Origin of the sequence: Gordonia sp. (in: high G+C Gram-positive bacteria), from assembly GCF_047606305.1 — a bacterium.
Lineage (GTDB): Bacteria > Actinomycetota > Actinomycetes > Mycobacteriales > Mycobacteriaceae > Gordonia.
The window spans coordinates 31521-46038 of record NZ_JASGER010000004.1; the positions used below are offsets into that span (position 1 = coordinate 31521).

General features: G+C 68.9%; 16 protein-coding genes. 8 read left to right on the forward strand and 8 right to left on the reverse strand.

Going from position 1 to position 14518, the window contains the following annotated elements; all coding sequences use genetic code 11:
* Positions 1–11: 11 nt before the first annotated feature.
* On the reverse strand, positions 12–953 hold the full coding sequence (locus QM634_RS00410; RefSeq protein WP_415040796.1) for an SGNH/GDSL hydrolase family protein: 942 nt from the start codon (positions 951–953) through the stop codon (positions 12–14).
* Positions 954–1041: 88 nt separating this feature from the next.
* On the opposite strand from QM634_RS00410, the gene QM634_RS00415 reads away from it, so the two are divergent.
* Positions 1042–2451, forward strand: a complete 1410-nt coding sequence (locus tag QM634_RS00415; protein ID WP_415040797.1) for a cystathionine beta-synthase — start codon at positions 1042–1044, stop codon at positions 2449–2451.
* Positions 2444–3598 (forward strand): cystathionine gamma-synthase, encoded by a 1155-nt coding sequence (locus QM634_RS00420; RefSeq protein ID WP_415040798.1) that lies wholly within the window; start codon positions 2444–2446, stop codon positions 3596–3598. The genes QM634_RS00415 and QM634_RS00420 overlap by 8 nt, the downstream gene beginning before the upstream one ends.
* Here QM634_RS00420 and QM634_RS00425 read toward each other — a convergent pair.
* The 3 genes from QM634_RS00425 to QM634_RS00435 are packed head-to-tail and all read right to left on the reverse strand — an operon-like array spanning position 3595 to position 7165.
* On the reverse strand, positions 3595–4104 hold the full coding sequence (locus QM634_RS00425) for an SRPBCC family protein (protein ID WP_415040799.1): 510 nt from the start codon (positions 4102–4104) through the stop codon (positions 3595–3597). The two genes, QM634_RS00420 and QM634_RS00425, sit on opposite strands and share 4 nt — an antisense overlap.
* A gap of 10 nt (positions 4105–4114) precedes the next feature.
* Positions 4115–4729, reverse strand: a complete 615-nt coding sequence (locus tag QM634_RS00430; RefSeq protein WP_415040800.1) for a TetR family transcriptional regulator — start codon at positions 4727–4729, stop codon at positions 4115–4117.
* A 3-nt stretch (positions 4730–4732) separates the two neighbouring features.
* A complete protein-coding gene (locus QM634_RS00435) occupies positions 4733–7165 on the reverse strand; it encodes an MMPL family transporter (RefSeq protein WP_415040801.1) in 2433 nt (810 codons plus the stop codon).
* A gap of 297 nt (positions 7166–7462) precedes the next feature.
* On the opposite strand from QM634_RS00435, the gene QM634_RS00440 reads away from it, so the two are divergent.
* Both QM634_RS00440 and QM634_RS00445 read left to right on the forward strand, forming a co-directional pair.
* Positions 7463–7771, forward strand: coding sequence for a helix-turn-helix domain-containing protein (locus QM634_RS00440; RefSeq protein WP_415040802.1), 309 nt, complete (start codon positions 7463–7465; stop codon positions 7769–7771).
* A gap of 63 nt (positions 7772–7834) precedes the next feature.
* A complete protein-coding gene (locus QM634_RS00445; protein ID WP_415040803.1) occupies positions 7835–8140 on the forward strand; it encodes a hypothetical protein in 306 nt (101 codons plus the stop codon).
* Between the two features lie 30 nt (positions 8141–8170).
* On the opposite strand, the gene QM634_RS00450 is transcribed toward QM634_RS00445, so the two are convergent.
* The 4 genes from QM634_RS00450 to QM634_RS00465 all read right to left on the reverse strand — a co-directional run bounded on the left by QM634_RS00450 (position 8171) and on the right by QM634_RS00465 (position 10374).
* Positions 8171–8617 (reverse strand): DUF4440 domain-containing protein, encoded by a 447-nt coding sequence (locus QM634_RS00450; RefSeq protein WP_415040804.1) that lies wholly within the window; start codon positions 8615–8617, stop codon positions 8171–8173.
* Positions 8526–9011, reverse strand: coding sequence for a transcription elongation factor GreA (gene greA, locus QM634_RS00455; RefSeq protein WP_415040805.1), 486 nt, complete (start codon positions 9009–9011; stop codon positions 8526–8528). The genes QM634_RS00450 and greA overlap by 92 nt, the downstream gene beginning before the upstream one ends.
* A gap of 173 nt (positions 9012–9184) precedes the next feature.
* Positions 9185–9931 (reverse strand): queuosine precursor transporter, encoded by a 747-nt coding sequence (locus QM634_RS00460; RefSeq protein ID WP_415040806.1) that lies wholly within the window; start codon positions 9929–9931, stop codon positions 9185–9187.
* Positions 9928–10374, reverse strand: coding sequence for a DUF4307 domain-containing protein (locus QM634_RS00465; RefSeq protein ID WP_415040807.1), 447 nt, complete (start codon positions 10372–10374; stop codon positions 9928–9930). Before QM634_RS00465 ends, QM634_RS00460 begins: the two co-directional genes overlap by 4 nt.
* 23 nt (positions 10375–10397) lie before the next feature.
* On the opposite strand from QM634_RS00465, the gene mca reads away from it, so the two are divergent.
* From mca to QM634_RS00485, 4 genes are read left to right on the forward strand one after another with little or no spacing between them, the layout of a single operon-like run.
* Positions 10398–11261 (forward strand): mycothiol conjugate amidase Mca, encoded by an 864-nt coding sequence (mca, locus tag QM634_RS00470; protein ID WP_415040808.1) that lies wholly within the window; start codon positions 10398–10400, stop codon positions 11259–11261.
* A gap of 35 nt (positions 11262–11296) precedes the next feature.
* The gene (locus QM634_RS00475; protein ID WP_415040839.1) at positions 11297–11566 is read left to right on the forward strand and encodes a hypothetical protein; all 270 of its coding nucleotides are present in this window, start codon (positions 11297–11299) and stop codon (positions 11564–11566) included.
* 19 nt (positions 11567–11585) lie between these two features.
* Positions 11586–12518: an NAD-dependent epimerase/dehydratase family protein gene (locus QM634_RS00480; RefSeq protein ID WP_415040809.1), complete on the forward strand. Its 933-nt coding sequence runs from the start codon at positions 11586–11588 to the stop codon at positions 12516–12518.
* 4 nt (positions 12519–12522) lie between these two features.
* On the forward strand, positions 12523–14499 hold the full coding sequence (locus tag QM634_RS00485) for a thioredoxin domain-containing protein (protein ID WP_415040810.1): 1977 nt from the start codon (positions 12523–12525) through the stop codon (positions 14497–14499).
* The last annotated feature ends 19 nt before the right edge of the window (positions 14500–14518 follow it).

Here is a 14518-nt window from a genome sequence, read left to right on the forward strand (position 1 = left end):
TCTAGGCCGGATTAGGAACCCGGGGCCATGGGCAGCACGCGGCGGATCCGGTTGACCAGCTTGCGGGATTCGGCCACTTCGGACACCTCGGGCGGCACCGGCAGGGGTCCCTCCCATTCACCGACGGCGTCGAGCACCTCGGGCAGCAGGATGCTGGCGGCCAGTGCGTACCCGGCGGCCGACGGGTGGTAGTTGTCCGGGGAGAACATGTGCTCCGGTCGTGCCAGGAACTCCTTGGCGAGCACGTCGGCCAGCGGCACCGCCCGTCCGCCCGCGGCGCGCACCGCCGAGCGCTGCGCCGAGGCGAGTCGCAGGCTGTACTGCCGGATCACCGAGCGCAGCGGTTGGGGGATGGCGCTGACGACCCCGAGATCGGGGCAGGTGCCGACGACGACCTTGGAACCCTCGTCGACGAGCACCTTGACGGCCTGCCCCAGGCGGTGCGCCGAGGCGCGCACGCTGTTCATCGCGGTGACGTCGTTGGCGCCGATCAGGATGACCGCGACGTCGGGCCGCGACCGGGTGATCAGCGAGGCGTCGATCTGCGCCGCCAACCCCTTGGACGTCGCACCGACGATCGCCTTGTTGCTGTAGCGCACGACCTTGTCGGTCTCGCGGACCAGGTTGCGCACGATCTGCACGCCGGGCGTCTCGTCGGCCGTGTCCACCCCGAGCCCGGCGGCGGTCGAGTCGCCGTAGACGGCCAGGTGCAGGTCGATCTCGGTGTCACGCGTGTAGGGGACCGGCCCGCGACCGTCCGGGTAGTAGACGCCGTCGCCGTCGGGGGCGGCGTCGGTGCGGTGCGGGATGATGCTGCGAGCGTGCGCGGCCTGCGAGTTCAGATAGCTGTAGGCGGCGTACGAGGCGGCCGCACTGGCCCCCGCGGCCACGACCGTGGCCCCGACATCACGCAGGAGCCGGTCCGTCCGGTCGTCGGAGTCAGCGGGCGCCACGAATTCGACTCTACTGCTTTTTATCCGGTGTGCAGGTCAACCCCGGACCCGGTGCGCCCGGGGTCGTCGCGGGTGCGACGATAGAGGTATGCGCATCGCCAATCACGTGATCGACCTGGTCGGCAACACCCCGCTGGTCAAGCTCAACTCGGTGGTCAAGCCGGGGTCGGGGACGGTCGCCGCGAAGATCGAGTACCTGAACCCGGGCGGCAGCTCCAAGGACCGCATCGCGGTGAAGATGGTCGACGCCGCCGAGGAGGCGGGCCTGCTCAAGCCGGGCGGGACCATCGTCGAGCCGACGTCGGGCAACACCGGTATCGGGCTCGCCCTCGTGGCGCAGCAGCGCGGCTACAAGTGCGTCTTCGTCTGCCCGGACAAGGTCGGCGAGGACAAGCGCAACGTGCTGCGCGCCTACGGCGCCGAGGTCGTCGTGTGCCCGACGGCCGTGCCGCCCGAGCACCCGGACAGCTACTACAACGTTTCCGATCGTCTCGCCAAGGAGATCCCCGGGGCGTGGAAGCCCAACCAGTACGTCAACCCGGCGGGGCCGGCCAGCCACTACGAGACCACCGGGCCGGAGATCTGGCGCGACACCGACGGCAAGGTCACGCACTTCGTCGCCGGTGTCGGGACCGGCGGGACCATCACCGGTACCGGCCGCTTCCTCAAGGACGCGTCCGACGGCAAGGTGAAGGTCATCGGCGTCGACCCGGAGGGCTCGGTGTACTCCGGCGGCAGCGGTCGGCCCTACCTGGTGGAGGGCGTCGGCGAGGACTTCTGGCCGCAGGCCTACGACCCGAGCGTGCCCGACGAGATCCTCGCCGTCTCCGATGCCGACTCCTTCGAGATGACGCGGCGGCTGGCCCGCGAGGAGGGGCTGCTCGTCGGTGGGTCCTGCGGCATGGCGGTGGTCGGCGCCCTGCGGATCGCCGAGCGCGAAGGGCCCGACGCATTGGTCGTCGTGCTGCTGCCCGACGGTGGTCGCGGTTACCTCGGCAAGATCTTCAACGACGACTGGATGCGCAGCTACGGCTTCCTCACCACCCCGCTCGACGGGAAGCAGGCCGCCGAGCCGACGGTCGGGGACGTGCTGCGCGGCAAGTCCGGCACGTTGCCCGACCTTGTACACACCCACCCACAGGAGACGCTGCGCGACGCCATCGAGATCCTGCACGAATACGGCGTGTCCCAGATGCCGGTCGTCGGCGCCGAGCCGCCCATCATGGCCGGTGAGATCAACGGCGCGGTCACCGAGCGCGACCTGCTCGACGCGGTGTTCGCCGGCAAGGCCAGTCTCGCCGACCCGGTGTCCGCGCACATGGGCGAGGCCTTCCCGCTGATCGGTGCGGGTGAGCCGGTGTCCGCGGCGACCAACGAGCTGGGCAAGTCCGATGCGCTGATGGTCGTCGACGACGGCAAGCCCATCGGCGTCATCACCCGTCACGACCTGCTGGCCTTCGTGAGCCAGAACCCCACCGCCGGAGGAAAACATGACTGACCAGAGTTCGGGCCAGGGTTTCTCGACCCGCGCCATCCACGCCGGGTACGAGCCGGACCCGCAGACCGGTGCGGTCAACGTCCCGATCTACGCGAGCTCGACCTTCGCCCAGGACGGCGTCGGCGGGATGCGCGACGGCTTCGAGTACGCGCGCACCGGCAACCCCACCCGTCGGGCGCTGGAGGCCAACATGGCCGCGCTCGAGGGCGGCACCCACGGGCGCGCCTTCTCGTCGGGCATGGCGGCGACCGATGCGGTGCTGCGCTCGCAGCTGCGCCCCGGCGACCACCTGGTCATCCCCAACGACGCGTACGGCGGCACCTTCCGGCTGATCGACAAGGTCTTCAGCCAGTGGGGGATCACCTACTCGGTCGCGGCGGTCAACGACGTCGACGCCGTGCGTGCGGCGATCACCCCGCAGACCAAGCTGGTGTGGGTCGAGACGCCCACCAATCCGCTGCTCAACATCGGCGACATCGAGGCGATCGCCGCGGTCGCCCACGACGCCGGCACCAAGCTCGTCGTCGACAACACCTTCGCATCGTCGTACCTGCAGCAGCCGCTGGCGCTGGGCGCCGACATCGTCCTGCACTCGACGACCAAGTACCTCGGCGGTCACTCCGACGTCGTCGGCGGCGTGCTGGTGACGAATTCGCAGGAGGTCGACGAGGCGGTCGCCTTCCTGCAGAACGGCGCCGGCGCGGTGCCCGGCCCCTTCGACGTGTACCTGACGCTGCGCGGCATCAAGACCCTCGCCGTCCGCATGGACCGGCACAGCGACAACGCCGAGAAGATCGTCGAGTACCTCGGCTCGCACGCCAAGATCGAGAAGGTGCTGTACCCGGGGCTGGACGGTCATCCCGGTCACGCCGCGGCCGCCAAGCAGATGAAGCGCTACGGCGGCATGGTGTCGGTGCTGGTCAAGGGTGGTCGTCAGGGTGCGCAGGACCTGTGTGCGGCCACCAAGGTGTTCACCCTGGCCGAGTCGCTGGGCGGCATCGAGTCACTGATCGAGCACCCGGCCGCGATGACCCACGCCTCGACGGCTGGTTCGCTGCTCGAGGTCCCCGACAACCTCGTCCGGCTCTCGGTCGGCATCGAGGACGTCGACGACCTGATCGGCGATCTGGACCAGGCGCTGTCCTAGCTCTTCGTGGCCTGACCGAAGTGCTTGACGGTGTCGCTCTTGACGGTGCCGAAGGCCAGTGAGGCGATCGGGTTCGACAGGAAGCCGGGCAGAGCGACGCCGCTCATCTTCATGGCGAACTTCCAGACGATGCGCGAGCCGCCGCCGTCGACCGGGGTCACTTCGGTGTACTCGCCGAAGTTCTTCAGGCCCGGCACCGACGAGGTCTTGCCGTAGAAGCCGTGCCGGTAGTGGTGCGCGGCCGGATCCTCGTCCCAGATGAAGAACTGCTCGTTGAGCGTGATGCCGCCGGGCGCGAGCTCGGCGGTGCGCGTCGTCTTGTCGTTGTACGGCTCGGCGCTGGTGTACGTCACCTTCTTCAGCGCCCGGCACCAGTCGAGGGTGTTCTGACGGGTGAACTCCGACCACACGTAGTCGGGATCGGCGGGCACCTCGACGTCGATGACGTAGCGAACGGGTGCGTCGTCGTAGAAGGACTCGGTGATCGGTTGCAGTGCGAAAGGCATGCGGCCGAGCTTATCGGGCCGCGGCCCCCGGCAGGGGCAATCCCTGCTCGAGCAGGTCGACGGCCGTCAGCAGTCGTCCGCGTGCCTCTTCGTGAGTCATCGTGGCGTCACCGGAGTTGGCGATGTGGTACATCACGCCGCTCACCGCGGCGACGAACACTTGGAGGTGCAGGTCGGAGGTGGGCACGCCGGTGTACTCGGCGATGAACTCGGTGGCCTCGGAGATGGCCCGTTCCCCCTCGGCCTGATAGGCGAGTTGCAGCTCGGGGTCGCTGTTGATCAGGGCGATGCGGTCGTAGTTCGACGCCCACTCGTCGGCCAGACCGACCTCGAAGAGCGCGGAGATCATCTGCCGCAGCAGTTCGAAGTGACTCAGGCCGGGAAGGATCGACGCCAGGGCACTGGTGCGCGCCTCGTCCAGGTCGTCGCCGACGATGACCTGTTCCTTCGACTGGAAGTACCGGAAGAAGGTGGTGTGCGAGACGCCGGCCGCCTTGGCGATTTCGTCGACGCTCGTCGCGCTGTATCCCTGCCGCGCGAACAGCTCCATGGCCGCCGCGCGGATCGCGGCGCGGGTGCGGGCCTTCTTCGCGGCCCGCACCCCGCCGTCGACCGATGTGCTCACCGACTAGTCCTCGACGGCCTCGGGCCCCTTGTCCTTCGGCGTCGCCTTCTTGGCAGCGGTCTTCTTCGCCGTCGTCTTCTTTGCGGCGGTCTTCTTGGCCGGTGCCTTCTTGGCGGCCGTCTTCGTCGCGGTGGACTTCGTGGCCGCAGCCTTCTTCGCCGGTGCCTTCTTGGTCGCCGTCTTCGTGGCGGTCGCCTTCTTCGCCGCAGGTTCGGCGACGGCCTTGGCGGGCTCGGCCTCGTCGAGTCCGCGGTTGCGGACGGCCTCACCCTCGATGTCGAAGTTCACGACGAGCTTGTCGAGCCACTTCGGCAGGCCCCAGGCGCGGTCGCCGAGCAGCGCGATCGCCGCAGGCACGACCGTCATGCGGATGATGAATGCGTCGAAGAAGATCGCGATGGCCATGGAGAAGCCCATCATCTTGGCCATGGTGTCCGGCGCCAGCATGAAGGCCGAGAACACGCTGATCATGATGATCGCGGCAGAGGTCACGACCCGTGCGCCGTGCCGGTAGCCGGCCACGATCGCCTCCTTGGCCGACATGCCGTGGATGTACTCCTCCCGCATCCGGGTGACCAGGAAGACCTGGTAATCCATCGCGAGGCCGAAGACCACGCCGATCAGGAAGATCGGGAGGAACGACAGGATCGGTTTGGTGTGGTCGATCAGCCCGAGCGCACCCTCCTGGAAGAACCAGACGGTGGCGCCGAAGGTCGCCAACACCGAGAAGATGAAGCCGAGCGTGCCGATGAGCGGCACCCACAGCGACCGGAAGACGCCGATCATGATCAAGAAGGCGAGCCCGACCACCACCAGCAGGTAGGGGATCAGCGCCTTGTCGAGCTTGGCCGTCAGGTCCGACATGATCGCGGTCTGACCGCCGACGTGGAGCTCGGCGCCCTTCTCGGCGACCTGCGGCTTGATGCTGCGGATCTTCTCGACCAGCTCGTGCGTCTTGTCCGACGACGCGGCGCTGATCGGGGTGACCTGGATGATGGCGGTGTTGGCCGGGTCGGCGGGCGACTTGACGTTGCCCACCCAGCGGACCGCGTCCGGGCTGACCACGTAGTCGCCCATCTTGCGGATCTGTGCGACGGCGGTGTCCGCACCGGCGTTGACGGTGCCCTTGTCGGCGTGCACGACCACGAAGATCTCGCTGCCGGTGCCCTCGCCGAAGCCGCGCTTGAGCAGCGACTGGGCGGCGACCTCGTCGTCGGAGACGGTGTCCATGCCCAGCTGCATGTGCGACATCGGGATCGCGGCCAGAAGCAGGACCGCCAGGCCGCCGACGATGAAGGGGATGGGGCGCTTGACGATCGCGCGGCCGTACTTCACGCCAAGGGTGTCGGCGGTCGCCGACTCCTCGGCGTGGCGGATCCACGGGATCTTCGGGGTGAAGGCGTACTTGCCAGTCGCCCCGAGCAGGGCCGGGATCAAGGTCAAGGCGGCGAGCACCGCGACGGCCACGGCGACCGCTGCGCCCATGCCCATCTGCGTGATCAGCGGGATGCCGATGACCATGAGGGCGGCCACCGCGATGACGACGGTGAGGCCGGCGAAGACGACGGCCGAGCCGGCCGTGCCGACCGCGCGTCCGGCGGCGTCGGCGGGATCACCGCCGCGGTGCCGCTCGGTGCGGTAGCGGGACACGATGAAGAGCGCGTAGTCGATGGAGACGGCGATGCCGAGCATCGTGACGATCGCGGTCGCGGTCTGGTTGACCGTCATGACCTTCGCCGAGAGCATCAGCAGCATCATCGTCAGGCCGACGCCGACCATGCCGGTGATCAGCGGGATGAACGCGGCGACGATGGCGCCGAAGGCGACGATCATCACGACGAACGCGATCGCGAAGCCGATCATCTCGGCCTTGCCCGGCTGCTCCTGTGCCTGCATCACGCCGAGCGTGGCCTGGACCTGCAGGCCGTTGCCGCGGTGCTTGGCCAGCACCTCGGTGAGCGCCTCCTTGTCCGCGGGCTTGAGGTCCATCAGGTTGAGCGCCTGGTGCACCGAGATCAGGCCGACGCGTCCGTTGTCGCCGACGACCGTCGAGGCGAACTGCGGGCTCGACTGTGCGATGAGGACCGGGTTGGCGATCGTCTGGGGGTCGACCTTCGGCAGCTTCTGCAGGTCGGCCACGAGCGCGTTGATCTGGTCGGTGTGGTTGGCCAACGTGTCGGGCTTGTTCGCGTCGGTGGCGACGACGATGAGCGTGTTGGCCTCGGTCTGCGACTTGGTCAGGTCGGGGAAGTACTCCTGCATCTGGGCCATCGCGACACCGCCGTCGGTGCCGGGGAGGTCGAAGTCCTTGGAGAACTTGGGCTGCAGGACTCCGAGGAGCCCGCCGAGGATGGCGATGAGGGCGACCCAGGCGCCGATCACCCACCACTTGTTGCGGAAGGAGAAGCGTCCGAGGCGGAACAGATAGGTCGACATGCGCTCAAGTGTTACTGACTAACACTTTCCCTGCAACGCGGGGAGCCGGATTAGTGGCTAGCGTCACCCGACCTCCCCGCCGAGCGTGCCCAGATTCGCGTCGAGCGTGCCCAGATTTTCGTCGACCGTGCCCACGGTCGCATCGACCGTGCTCAATGCACAACACGGTGTGCTGACAATTCGGTGTGCCTGCACAAGATTGAAACGGTGTCGGAACGAGTCCTCGGGCCCCTTGATTGGGGGACCTATGCGAACTCGTTTGCCTTCCGGTTGTCGCAGGTCAGAATGCGGCGCGGGATGACGCAGGAAGCGCTCGCCAACGAGGCGGGGATGCACCGCAACCAGGTCTCCAACCTCGAGCGTGCCCGCAGCAATCGCGAGCCGTACGTCGCCGACCCGCAGCTGTCCACGGTGTACCGGCTGGCGATCGCGTTGAAGGTGCCGCCGGGTTACCTGCTGCCCGACCTCGACGTCCTGCTCGACGAGCAGTCGCCGGAGATGACCGACGAGTCGGGAGTCGAAGCAGTGCTCGCCGACCGGCTGGGCGCGATCCCGGAGGAGTTCTTGCGGCGCCGCCGGCGAACCCGCCGACGACGGCCGCAATGATTGCCAGGTAATCCACAGTCCTCGCTGACCGGTTCTTCACCTTGTCGTCGCAGACTTGGTTCCATGATCACGAACGCCGCCCGCCCGCTCAGCGTCGAACTCGTCGTCCTCGACGACGATGCCGCCCGCGCCTACGCGCACACCCTGCTCGCCGCGGGTGTGGAGTTCGCTGTCGTCGCCGGTCGACCGTCCTTCGTGCGACCGTTCCAGTCGAGCCCGGCCGTGGCCGCCTTCGTCGCCGACATCGACGACCCCGATCAGCTGGCCGGCGTGATCGGCCGTGTCGAGCAGCAGCTCGCCCCGGTCGGCTCGGTCATCCGGTATCGCGCCGACGTTCCGGCGATGCCCGCTCTGCACTTCGCGGCCTGACGGCAAGGCGATGGGTCGACGCACCGCCCGCTAGTCGACGACCGTCCCCTGGTGATAGAGCGCGACCCAGTCATCGCCGCGTCGCTGCCAGATGGTCGCACGCCGCGTGTGGCGGGAACCCTGGACCAGCGCATACGTGACTAGATAGGTGTCGGGGGAGAGCTCGCGGACGGCGAAGTCCGTCGCCGGACCCGTCTCGTCGGGCTCGTCATCGGCGAACCGCTCGGCCAGCACCGACCAGACGAATTCGCGGTCGTAGACCCGACCCGATGCGCCCGTCTCGACGAAGTCGTCGGCGGTCTGGCGCTCGAAGTCCGCACGGGAACACCGCTGATGGAACAGCGGTTCCCTCGCCGACAGCTCGGCGAGGACGTCGACCGGCGTGTCAGCCGTGGTAGGGCTCCGCCTTGACGAGGGTGACCTTGACCTGGGCACCCGACGGGACCGCGTACTCGCGGGTGTCGCCGACCTTGGCATTGAGCAGCGCGGCGCCCAGCGGTGAGCTGGGCGAGTAGATCTCCAGCTCGTCGGAGCCGCTGTCCTCGCGGGTGGCGATGAGGAAGGTCTCGGTGTCGGACTTGTCGCCGTCGTAGTAGACGGTGACGACCGAGCCGGGGAGGGCGACGCCGGACTGCGTCGGCGCCTCGCCGACCTTGGCGTTGTTCAGCAGTTCCTGCAGCTGGCGGATGCGCGCCTCTTGCTGGCCCTGCTCCTCGCGCGCGGCGTGGTAGCCGCCGTTCTCCTTGAGGTCGCCCTCTTCACGGCGCTCGTTGATCTCGGCGGCGATGACCGGACGGTTGGCGATCAGCGAATCCAACTCGCCCTTGAGGCGGTCGTGCGACTCCTGCGTCAGCCACGTGGTGTCGGTCATGGGTACTCCTTCGTCGGTCCGCTCCCGCGCCGCGCACCTCGCTCGAGGCGGTGTCGCGGGATGGACTTTGTCCTAAATGCAACTGAACACGGCCCCACGTCGGGGGCCGTGTCTTTGGGTCAGTTTACCAGTCGATGTGGGACAAGGCACATCCGTTATCGGTTCGTTGCCGACTACGCGGCGTCGACGCTACGAATGCCGTACGACGGCTCGTGGTGCTTGAGTCGGCCGCAGACGGCATAGGTGATCGGCATGACCGCGACCTCCACGAGCACCTTCCACACGAACCCGACGAGCGTGTACGAGAACCAGTTGGAGAAGCCGGTGAACCCGAGCGCGGGCGCGGCGATCGAGCAGAAGACCAGGGTGTCGGCCGCCTCGCCCACGACCGTGGATCCGAGTAGCCGGGCCCACAGCCGCCGCTCGCCGCTGCGCTCCTTCATCCGCACCAGCACGTACGAGTTGAGGAACTCGCCGATCAGGTAGCCCGCCAGTCCGGCGACGAGGATCTGCGGGATCACGCCCGACACCGTGTGGAAGGCGGTCTGCAGGTCGTGGGTGCCGGCGTCGGTCGCCGGATCCGACATCGGCAGGTGATCGGCGAGCCACAGGCTCGCCGATGCGAGCAGCAGGATCCCGAAGCCCAATCCGATCACCCGGCGCATGGCGCGGAAGCCGTACACCTCGCTGATGACGTCACCGAGCACGTACGCCAGGGGGAACAGGAAGAACGCGCCGTCGGTGGGCAGACCGTCGATGTGCAGCGGACCGACGTCGACATGCAGCCACGACGAGAAGAACACCGCCGGCCGCGAACCGGTGACGTTGCTGATGAGCATGACGCCGACGAACAGCCCGACGAGCACGGGGAAGTACCGGCTGCCGGTCTCGGCGAAGCGGGCGCGCCGGTGCTCGGTCATTTCGCGTTGCCGGAGGTGAGGTACGGGGGCACCGTCCCGCCGCAGCCGAACACCTCGCCGGTCACCGGCCGTCCGGCGGTGTGCAGGGTGGTTCGCACGCCGACGCGGGTCGCCTGACCGGCGGGCACGAGCACCTCGCGGCGCCCGATCTCGCTGCCGTCCTTGGCGCGGGCCCGGACCACACACGCCACCGGCTTCGCCGGATCGGCTCGGTTGACGGTGAACTGGACGTCGACGGTGTCCGGACCGGTGATGAAGTAGCCGGTGCCCTCACCGGACACCTCGGGGTTGCCGAACTTGGTGAAACCGATCGCCGCCACAATGACGCCGGCCACGATCACCCCCGCCGTCAACGCCGCGAACCAGCGGCGTCGCGACATGGGCGATCGCTCGGTCGGGTAGGTGGCGCGCGGGCCGTAGGCGCCCCCGTCGGATGCGTTCACCCGTCCATACCTACCATGAACCCATGGCCAGACTGATGGCGGTTCACGCGCATCCCGACGACGAGTCGAGCAAGGGCGCCGCGACGATGGCGCGCTATGCCGCCGAGGGCCACGACGTCCTGGTGGTCACGCTGACCGGCGGCGAGCGCGGCGACATCCTCAACCCGGCGATGGATCGTCCGGGGATCATCGAGAACATCAAGCAGGTGCGGCGCGACGAGATGGCCGCCGCCGCGGCCGCGCTCGGCGTCGAGCAGACCTGGCTGGGGTTCGTCGACTCCGGACTGCCCGAGGGTGATCCGCTCCCGCCGGTGCCCGAGGGATCGTTCGCCACCGTGCCGCTGGAGGAGTCGACCGAGGCGTTGGTGCGCGTCGTGCGCGACTTTCGGCCGCACGTGATGATCACCTACGACGAGCACGGCGGATATCCGCACCCTGATCACATTCGCTGCCACGAGGTTTCGGTCGCGGCCTACGAACAGTCCGGCGACCCGAACGCCTTCCCCGAGGCGGGGGAGCCGTGGACCATCAGCAAGCTGTACTACGTGCACGGCTTCCTCCGTAAGCGCATGGAGCTCTTCTCCGAGGAGTTCGCCAAGCACGATCAGGAGAGCCCCTTCAAGGAGTGGCTGGCCAAGTGGGATCCGCGCGCCGGCGACATGATGGGCCGCGTCACCACCCAGGTGGAATGCGGCGACTACTTCCCCCAGCGCGACGACGCCCTGCGGGCACACGCCACACAGATAGATCCGAACGGCGTCTTCTTCGCAGTACCCTTGGAGTGGCAGCAGCGCTTGTGGCCGACCGAGGAGTTCGAGTTGGCGCAGACACGGGTGACCACGTCGATCCCTGAGACCGACCTGTTCACCGGGATCGAGGAATCATGAGCCCGACGATCAGCATCGTCGCGACACACGCCACGATGCTCCTCGCCGCCCCCGACGGCGGGGAGACCAAGGGGCCCGAGTTCGGCAAGGCCTCGCCGATTGGGCTGCTGGTGATCCTCGTGCTGCTGATCGGCACGGCTCTGCTGATCCGCTCGATGAACAAGCAGCTGCGCAAACTGCCGCAGACCTTCGACGCCGCCCACCCCGAGCCCGACCAGGCCTTCGACGAGGGCACCGACAAGGTCAGCATCCCGGCCGACGACGATTCCTCCGACGCGGAGTCGACGGCCACGCCGGACCGCTAGCCGCATAGGGGCATCAGTGGTGCAGACCATCCTGGGGGCGAGTGGTCAGATCGCGCGGGAATTGGCGCGTGAACTGGGACGTGGGTACACGCGTGACCTGCGGTTAGTGAGCCGCAACCCGCAACCGGTCAACGGCACCGACACCGTCCAGAGGGCCGACCTGCTCGACGCCGAGCAGACCCGCGCGGCAGTCGCGGGCAGCGGGGTCGTCTACTTCACCGCCGGCCTCCCGCCGGACACCCGGCTGTGGGAGACGCAGTTCCCGGTGATGCTGCGCAACGCGCTCGACGCGAGCCGGGCGGCGGGTGCCAAGTTCGCGTACTTCGACAACACGTACATGTATCCGCAGAACGGCGACCGTCAGACCGAGGAGACCCCGTTTGCGCCGGTCGGCCGCAAGGGCGAGGTCCGCGCGCAGATGGCGACGATGGTGCTCGCTGAGATGACCCGCGGCGACATCCCGGTGCTCATCGCCCGCGCACCCGAGTTCTACGGACCCGGCCGGACCCAGAGCTTCACCAACTCCCTCGTCCTCGACCGGCTGATTGAGGGTCGGCGAGCGCTCGTCCCGGTGCGCGACGACCGGTGCCGCACCCTCATATGGACACCGGACGCGAGCCGCGGGCTCGCGGCCCTGGGCAATGCCGCCGATGCTTACGGCCAGACGTGGCACCTGCCGGTCGACGACAGCGGACCGACCTACCGGCAGCTCGTCGTCATGGCGGCCGAGGTCTTCAATCGAGAACCGCGCTACACGGTGGTGCCGAAATGGCTCTTCGCCGCGCTGGGCGCCGTCAACCCGAGAGCGCGCGAGATCCGGGAGTTGTTGCCGCGGTACGCGCACGACAATCTGTTCGACGCGTCGAAATTCGTCGAGCGGTTCCCCGACTTCGCGGTGACCGGCTACCGCGAGGGACTGGGCGTCATCGCCTCCGCGGCGGGCAGGGGGTAGGTCGTTGAACCGCCTCTCCGCCGCAACCAGCCCCTATCTGCGCCAGCACGCGGGCAATCCCGTCGATTGGTGGGAGTGGTGCGACGAGGCCTTCGCCGAAGCCGTCCGTCGTGACGTGCCGGTCCTGCTGAGCGTCGGGTACGCGGCCTGCCACTGGTGCCACGTGATGGCGCACGAGACTTTCGACGATCCCGCGCTCGCCGCGCAGATGAACGAGCACTTCGTCTGCATCAAGGTCGACCGCGAGGAGCGCCCCGACATCGACGCGGTCTACATGAACGCGACGATCGCGATGACCGGTCAGGGCGGCTGGCCGATGACCTGCTTCCTCACCGCCGACGGGCAGCCGTTCTTCTGCGGCACCTACTACCCGCCCGCACCGCGCGGCGGCCAGCCGGGTTTCGGCGAGGTGCTCGCGGCGATCACGCAGACCTGGACCGACAGGCGCGATGAGATCGACCGCGTGGCCGGCGAAGTCCGTGCGCACCTCGCGCAGACGGCGTCGGGGCTGCCGCCGTCGGGGGTCCCGGTCGACGACGCTCTGGCCCGCTCGGCCGCCACGGCGCTGGTCGCCGACGAGGACCCGGTTCACGGTGGCCTCGGCCGGGCACCCAAGTTCCCGCCGTCGTCGGCGATGCTGGCGCTCTGGCGCCACGATGAGCGGGTCGGCTCGCCGGAGGCCCGCGCGGTCGTCGAGCGGGCGGCGGTGGCGATGGCCCGCGGCGGCATCTACGACCAGCTCGCCGGCGGCTTCGCGCGCTATGCCGTCGACGAGGCGTGGGTGGTGCCGCACTTCGAGAAGATGCTCTACGACAACGCGCTGCTGCTGCGCGTGTACGCCCAGGTCGCGCGACGGGAGGGTCCGGTCCGGGAGCTGGCGCAGCGGGTCTGCGAGGAGACCGTCGCCTTCCTCGACGATGCGCTCGGCACCCCCTACGGCTACGCCTCCTCCCTCGACGCCGACACCGACGGGGTGGAGGGCTCGACCTACGTGTGGACGCCCGACCAGCTCGTCGAGGTGCTCGGCCCCGACGACGGGGCGTGGGCGGCGCGGACTTTCGGGGTGACGGTGGCGGGCACCTTCGAGGAGGGCGCCTCGACGCTGCGCATCGCCGAGCCGCCGCACGACGTCGACCGGCACGAGCGGGTCGTCGCGGCGTTGCGTGCCGCGCGCGACCGTCGCCCGCAGCCCGCGCGCGACGACAAGGTCGTGACCGTGTGGAACGCGCTGGCGATCACCGCACTCGTAGAGGCGGGCGTCGGACTGGGGCGCGACGACTGGGTGCAGCGCGCCGCATGGTGCGCCGACCAGCTGGTCGACCGGCACCTCGTCGACGGTCGGCTGCGCCGCGCGTCGCTGGACGGAACCGTGGGGGAGCCCGCCGGCGTCCTCGACGACCACGCGGCGCTGGTGGTCGCGCTCCTGTCGCTCTACGCGGCCACCGGGGAGGAGCGGCGCCGCGCCACGGCATTGAGCGTGCTCGACCGGGCCGTCGACCTCTTCGCCGATCCCTCCGAGCCCGGCTCGTGGTTCGACGCGCCCGCCGACGGTGGGCTCATCGTGCGACCGCGCGACCCCGCCGACGGTGCGACGCCGTCCGGGGCGTCGCTGATGGCCGAGGCGTTGTCGTCGGCGTCGATGCTCGCCGATCCGGCGCAGGCGGGTCGCTACGGTGAGCTGGCCGCGCAGACACTCGGGCGGGCCGCGGTCTTGCTCGACCGTGCGCCGCGTGCGGCAGGCCATTGGCTTGCGGTCGCCGAGGCGCGGCTCGGTGGTCCGCTGCACGTCACGGCGTCGTCGGAGGGAATGCTGGAGCTGGCCCGCACTGCCGCTCCGGGGTACGCGGTGGTCACCGCCGCCGGTGAGACCGGCTTCTCGGCTGACCAGCCGGAGGGCACGGTCTTGGTCTGCCGGGGGACTACCTGCTCGCTTCCGCTGACCGATCCCGACGAGATCCGTCGCCAATTCCGTCCCAAATAGCTGTCGTCGAGGGCGTATT

Bases quoted from the DNA above. Each gene is read 5' to 3' on its own strand.
- QM634_RS00415 (WP_415040797.1), top strand. From the start codon at position 1,042: ATGCGCATCGCCAATCACGTGATCGACCTGGTCGGCAACACCCCGCTG.
- QM634_RS00420 (WP_415040798.1), top strand. From the start codon at position 2,444: ATGACTGACCAGAGTTCGGGCCAGGGTTTCTCGACCCGCGCCATCCAC.
- QM634_RS00425 (WP_415040799.1), bottom strand. From the start codon at position 4,104: ATGCCTTTCGCACTGCAACCGATCACCGAGTCCTTCTACGACGACGCA.
- QM634_RS00435 (WP_415040801.1), bottom strand. From the start codon at position 7,165: ATGTCGACCTATCTGTTCCGCCTCGGACGCTTCTCCTTCCGCAACAAG.
- QM634_RS00440 (WP_415040802.1), top strand. From the start codon at position 7,463: ATGACGCAGGAAGCGCTCGCCAACGAGGCGGGGATGCACCGCAACCAG.
- QM634_RS00445 (WP_415040803.1), top strand. From the start codon at position 7,835: ATGATCACGAACGCCGCCCGCCCGCTCAGCGTCGAACTCGTCGTCCTC.
- QM634_RS00450 (WP_415040804.1), bottom strand. From the start codon at position 8,617: ATGCCAAGGTCGGCGACACCCGCGAGTACGCGGTCCCGTCGGGTGCCC.
- greA (WP_415040805.1), bottom strand. From the start codon at position 9,011: ATGACCGACACCACGTGGCTGACGCAGGAGTCGCACGACCGCCTCAAG.
- QM634_RS00460 (WP_415040806.1), bottom strand. From the start codon at position 9,931: ATGACCGAGCACCGGCGCGCCCGCTTCGCCGAGACCGGCAGCCGGTAC.
- mca (WP_415040808.1), top strand. From the start codon at position 10,398: ATGGCCAGACTGATGGCGGTTCACGCGCATCCCGACGACGAGTCGAGC.
- QM634_RS00475 (WP_415040839.1), top strand. From the start codon at position 11,297: ATGCTCCTCGCCGCCCCCGACGGCGGGGAGACCAAGGGGCCCGAGTTC.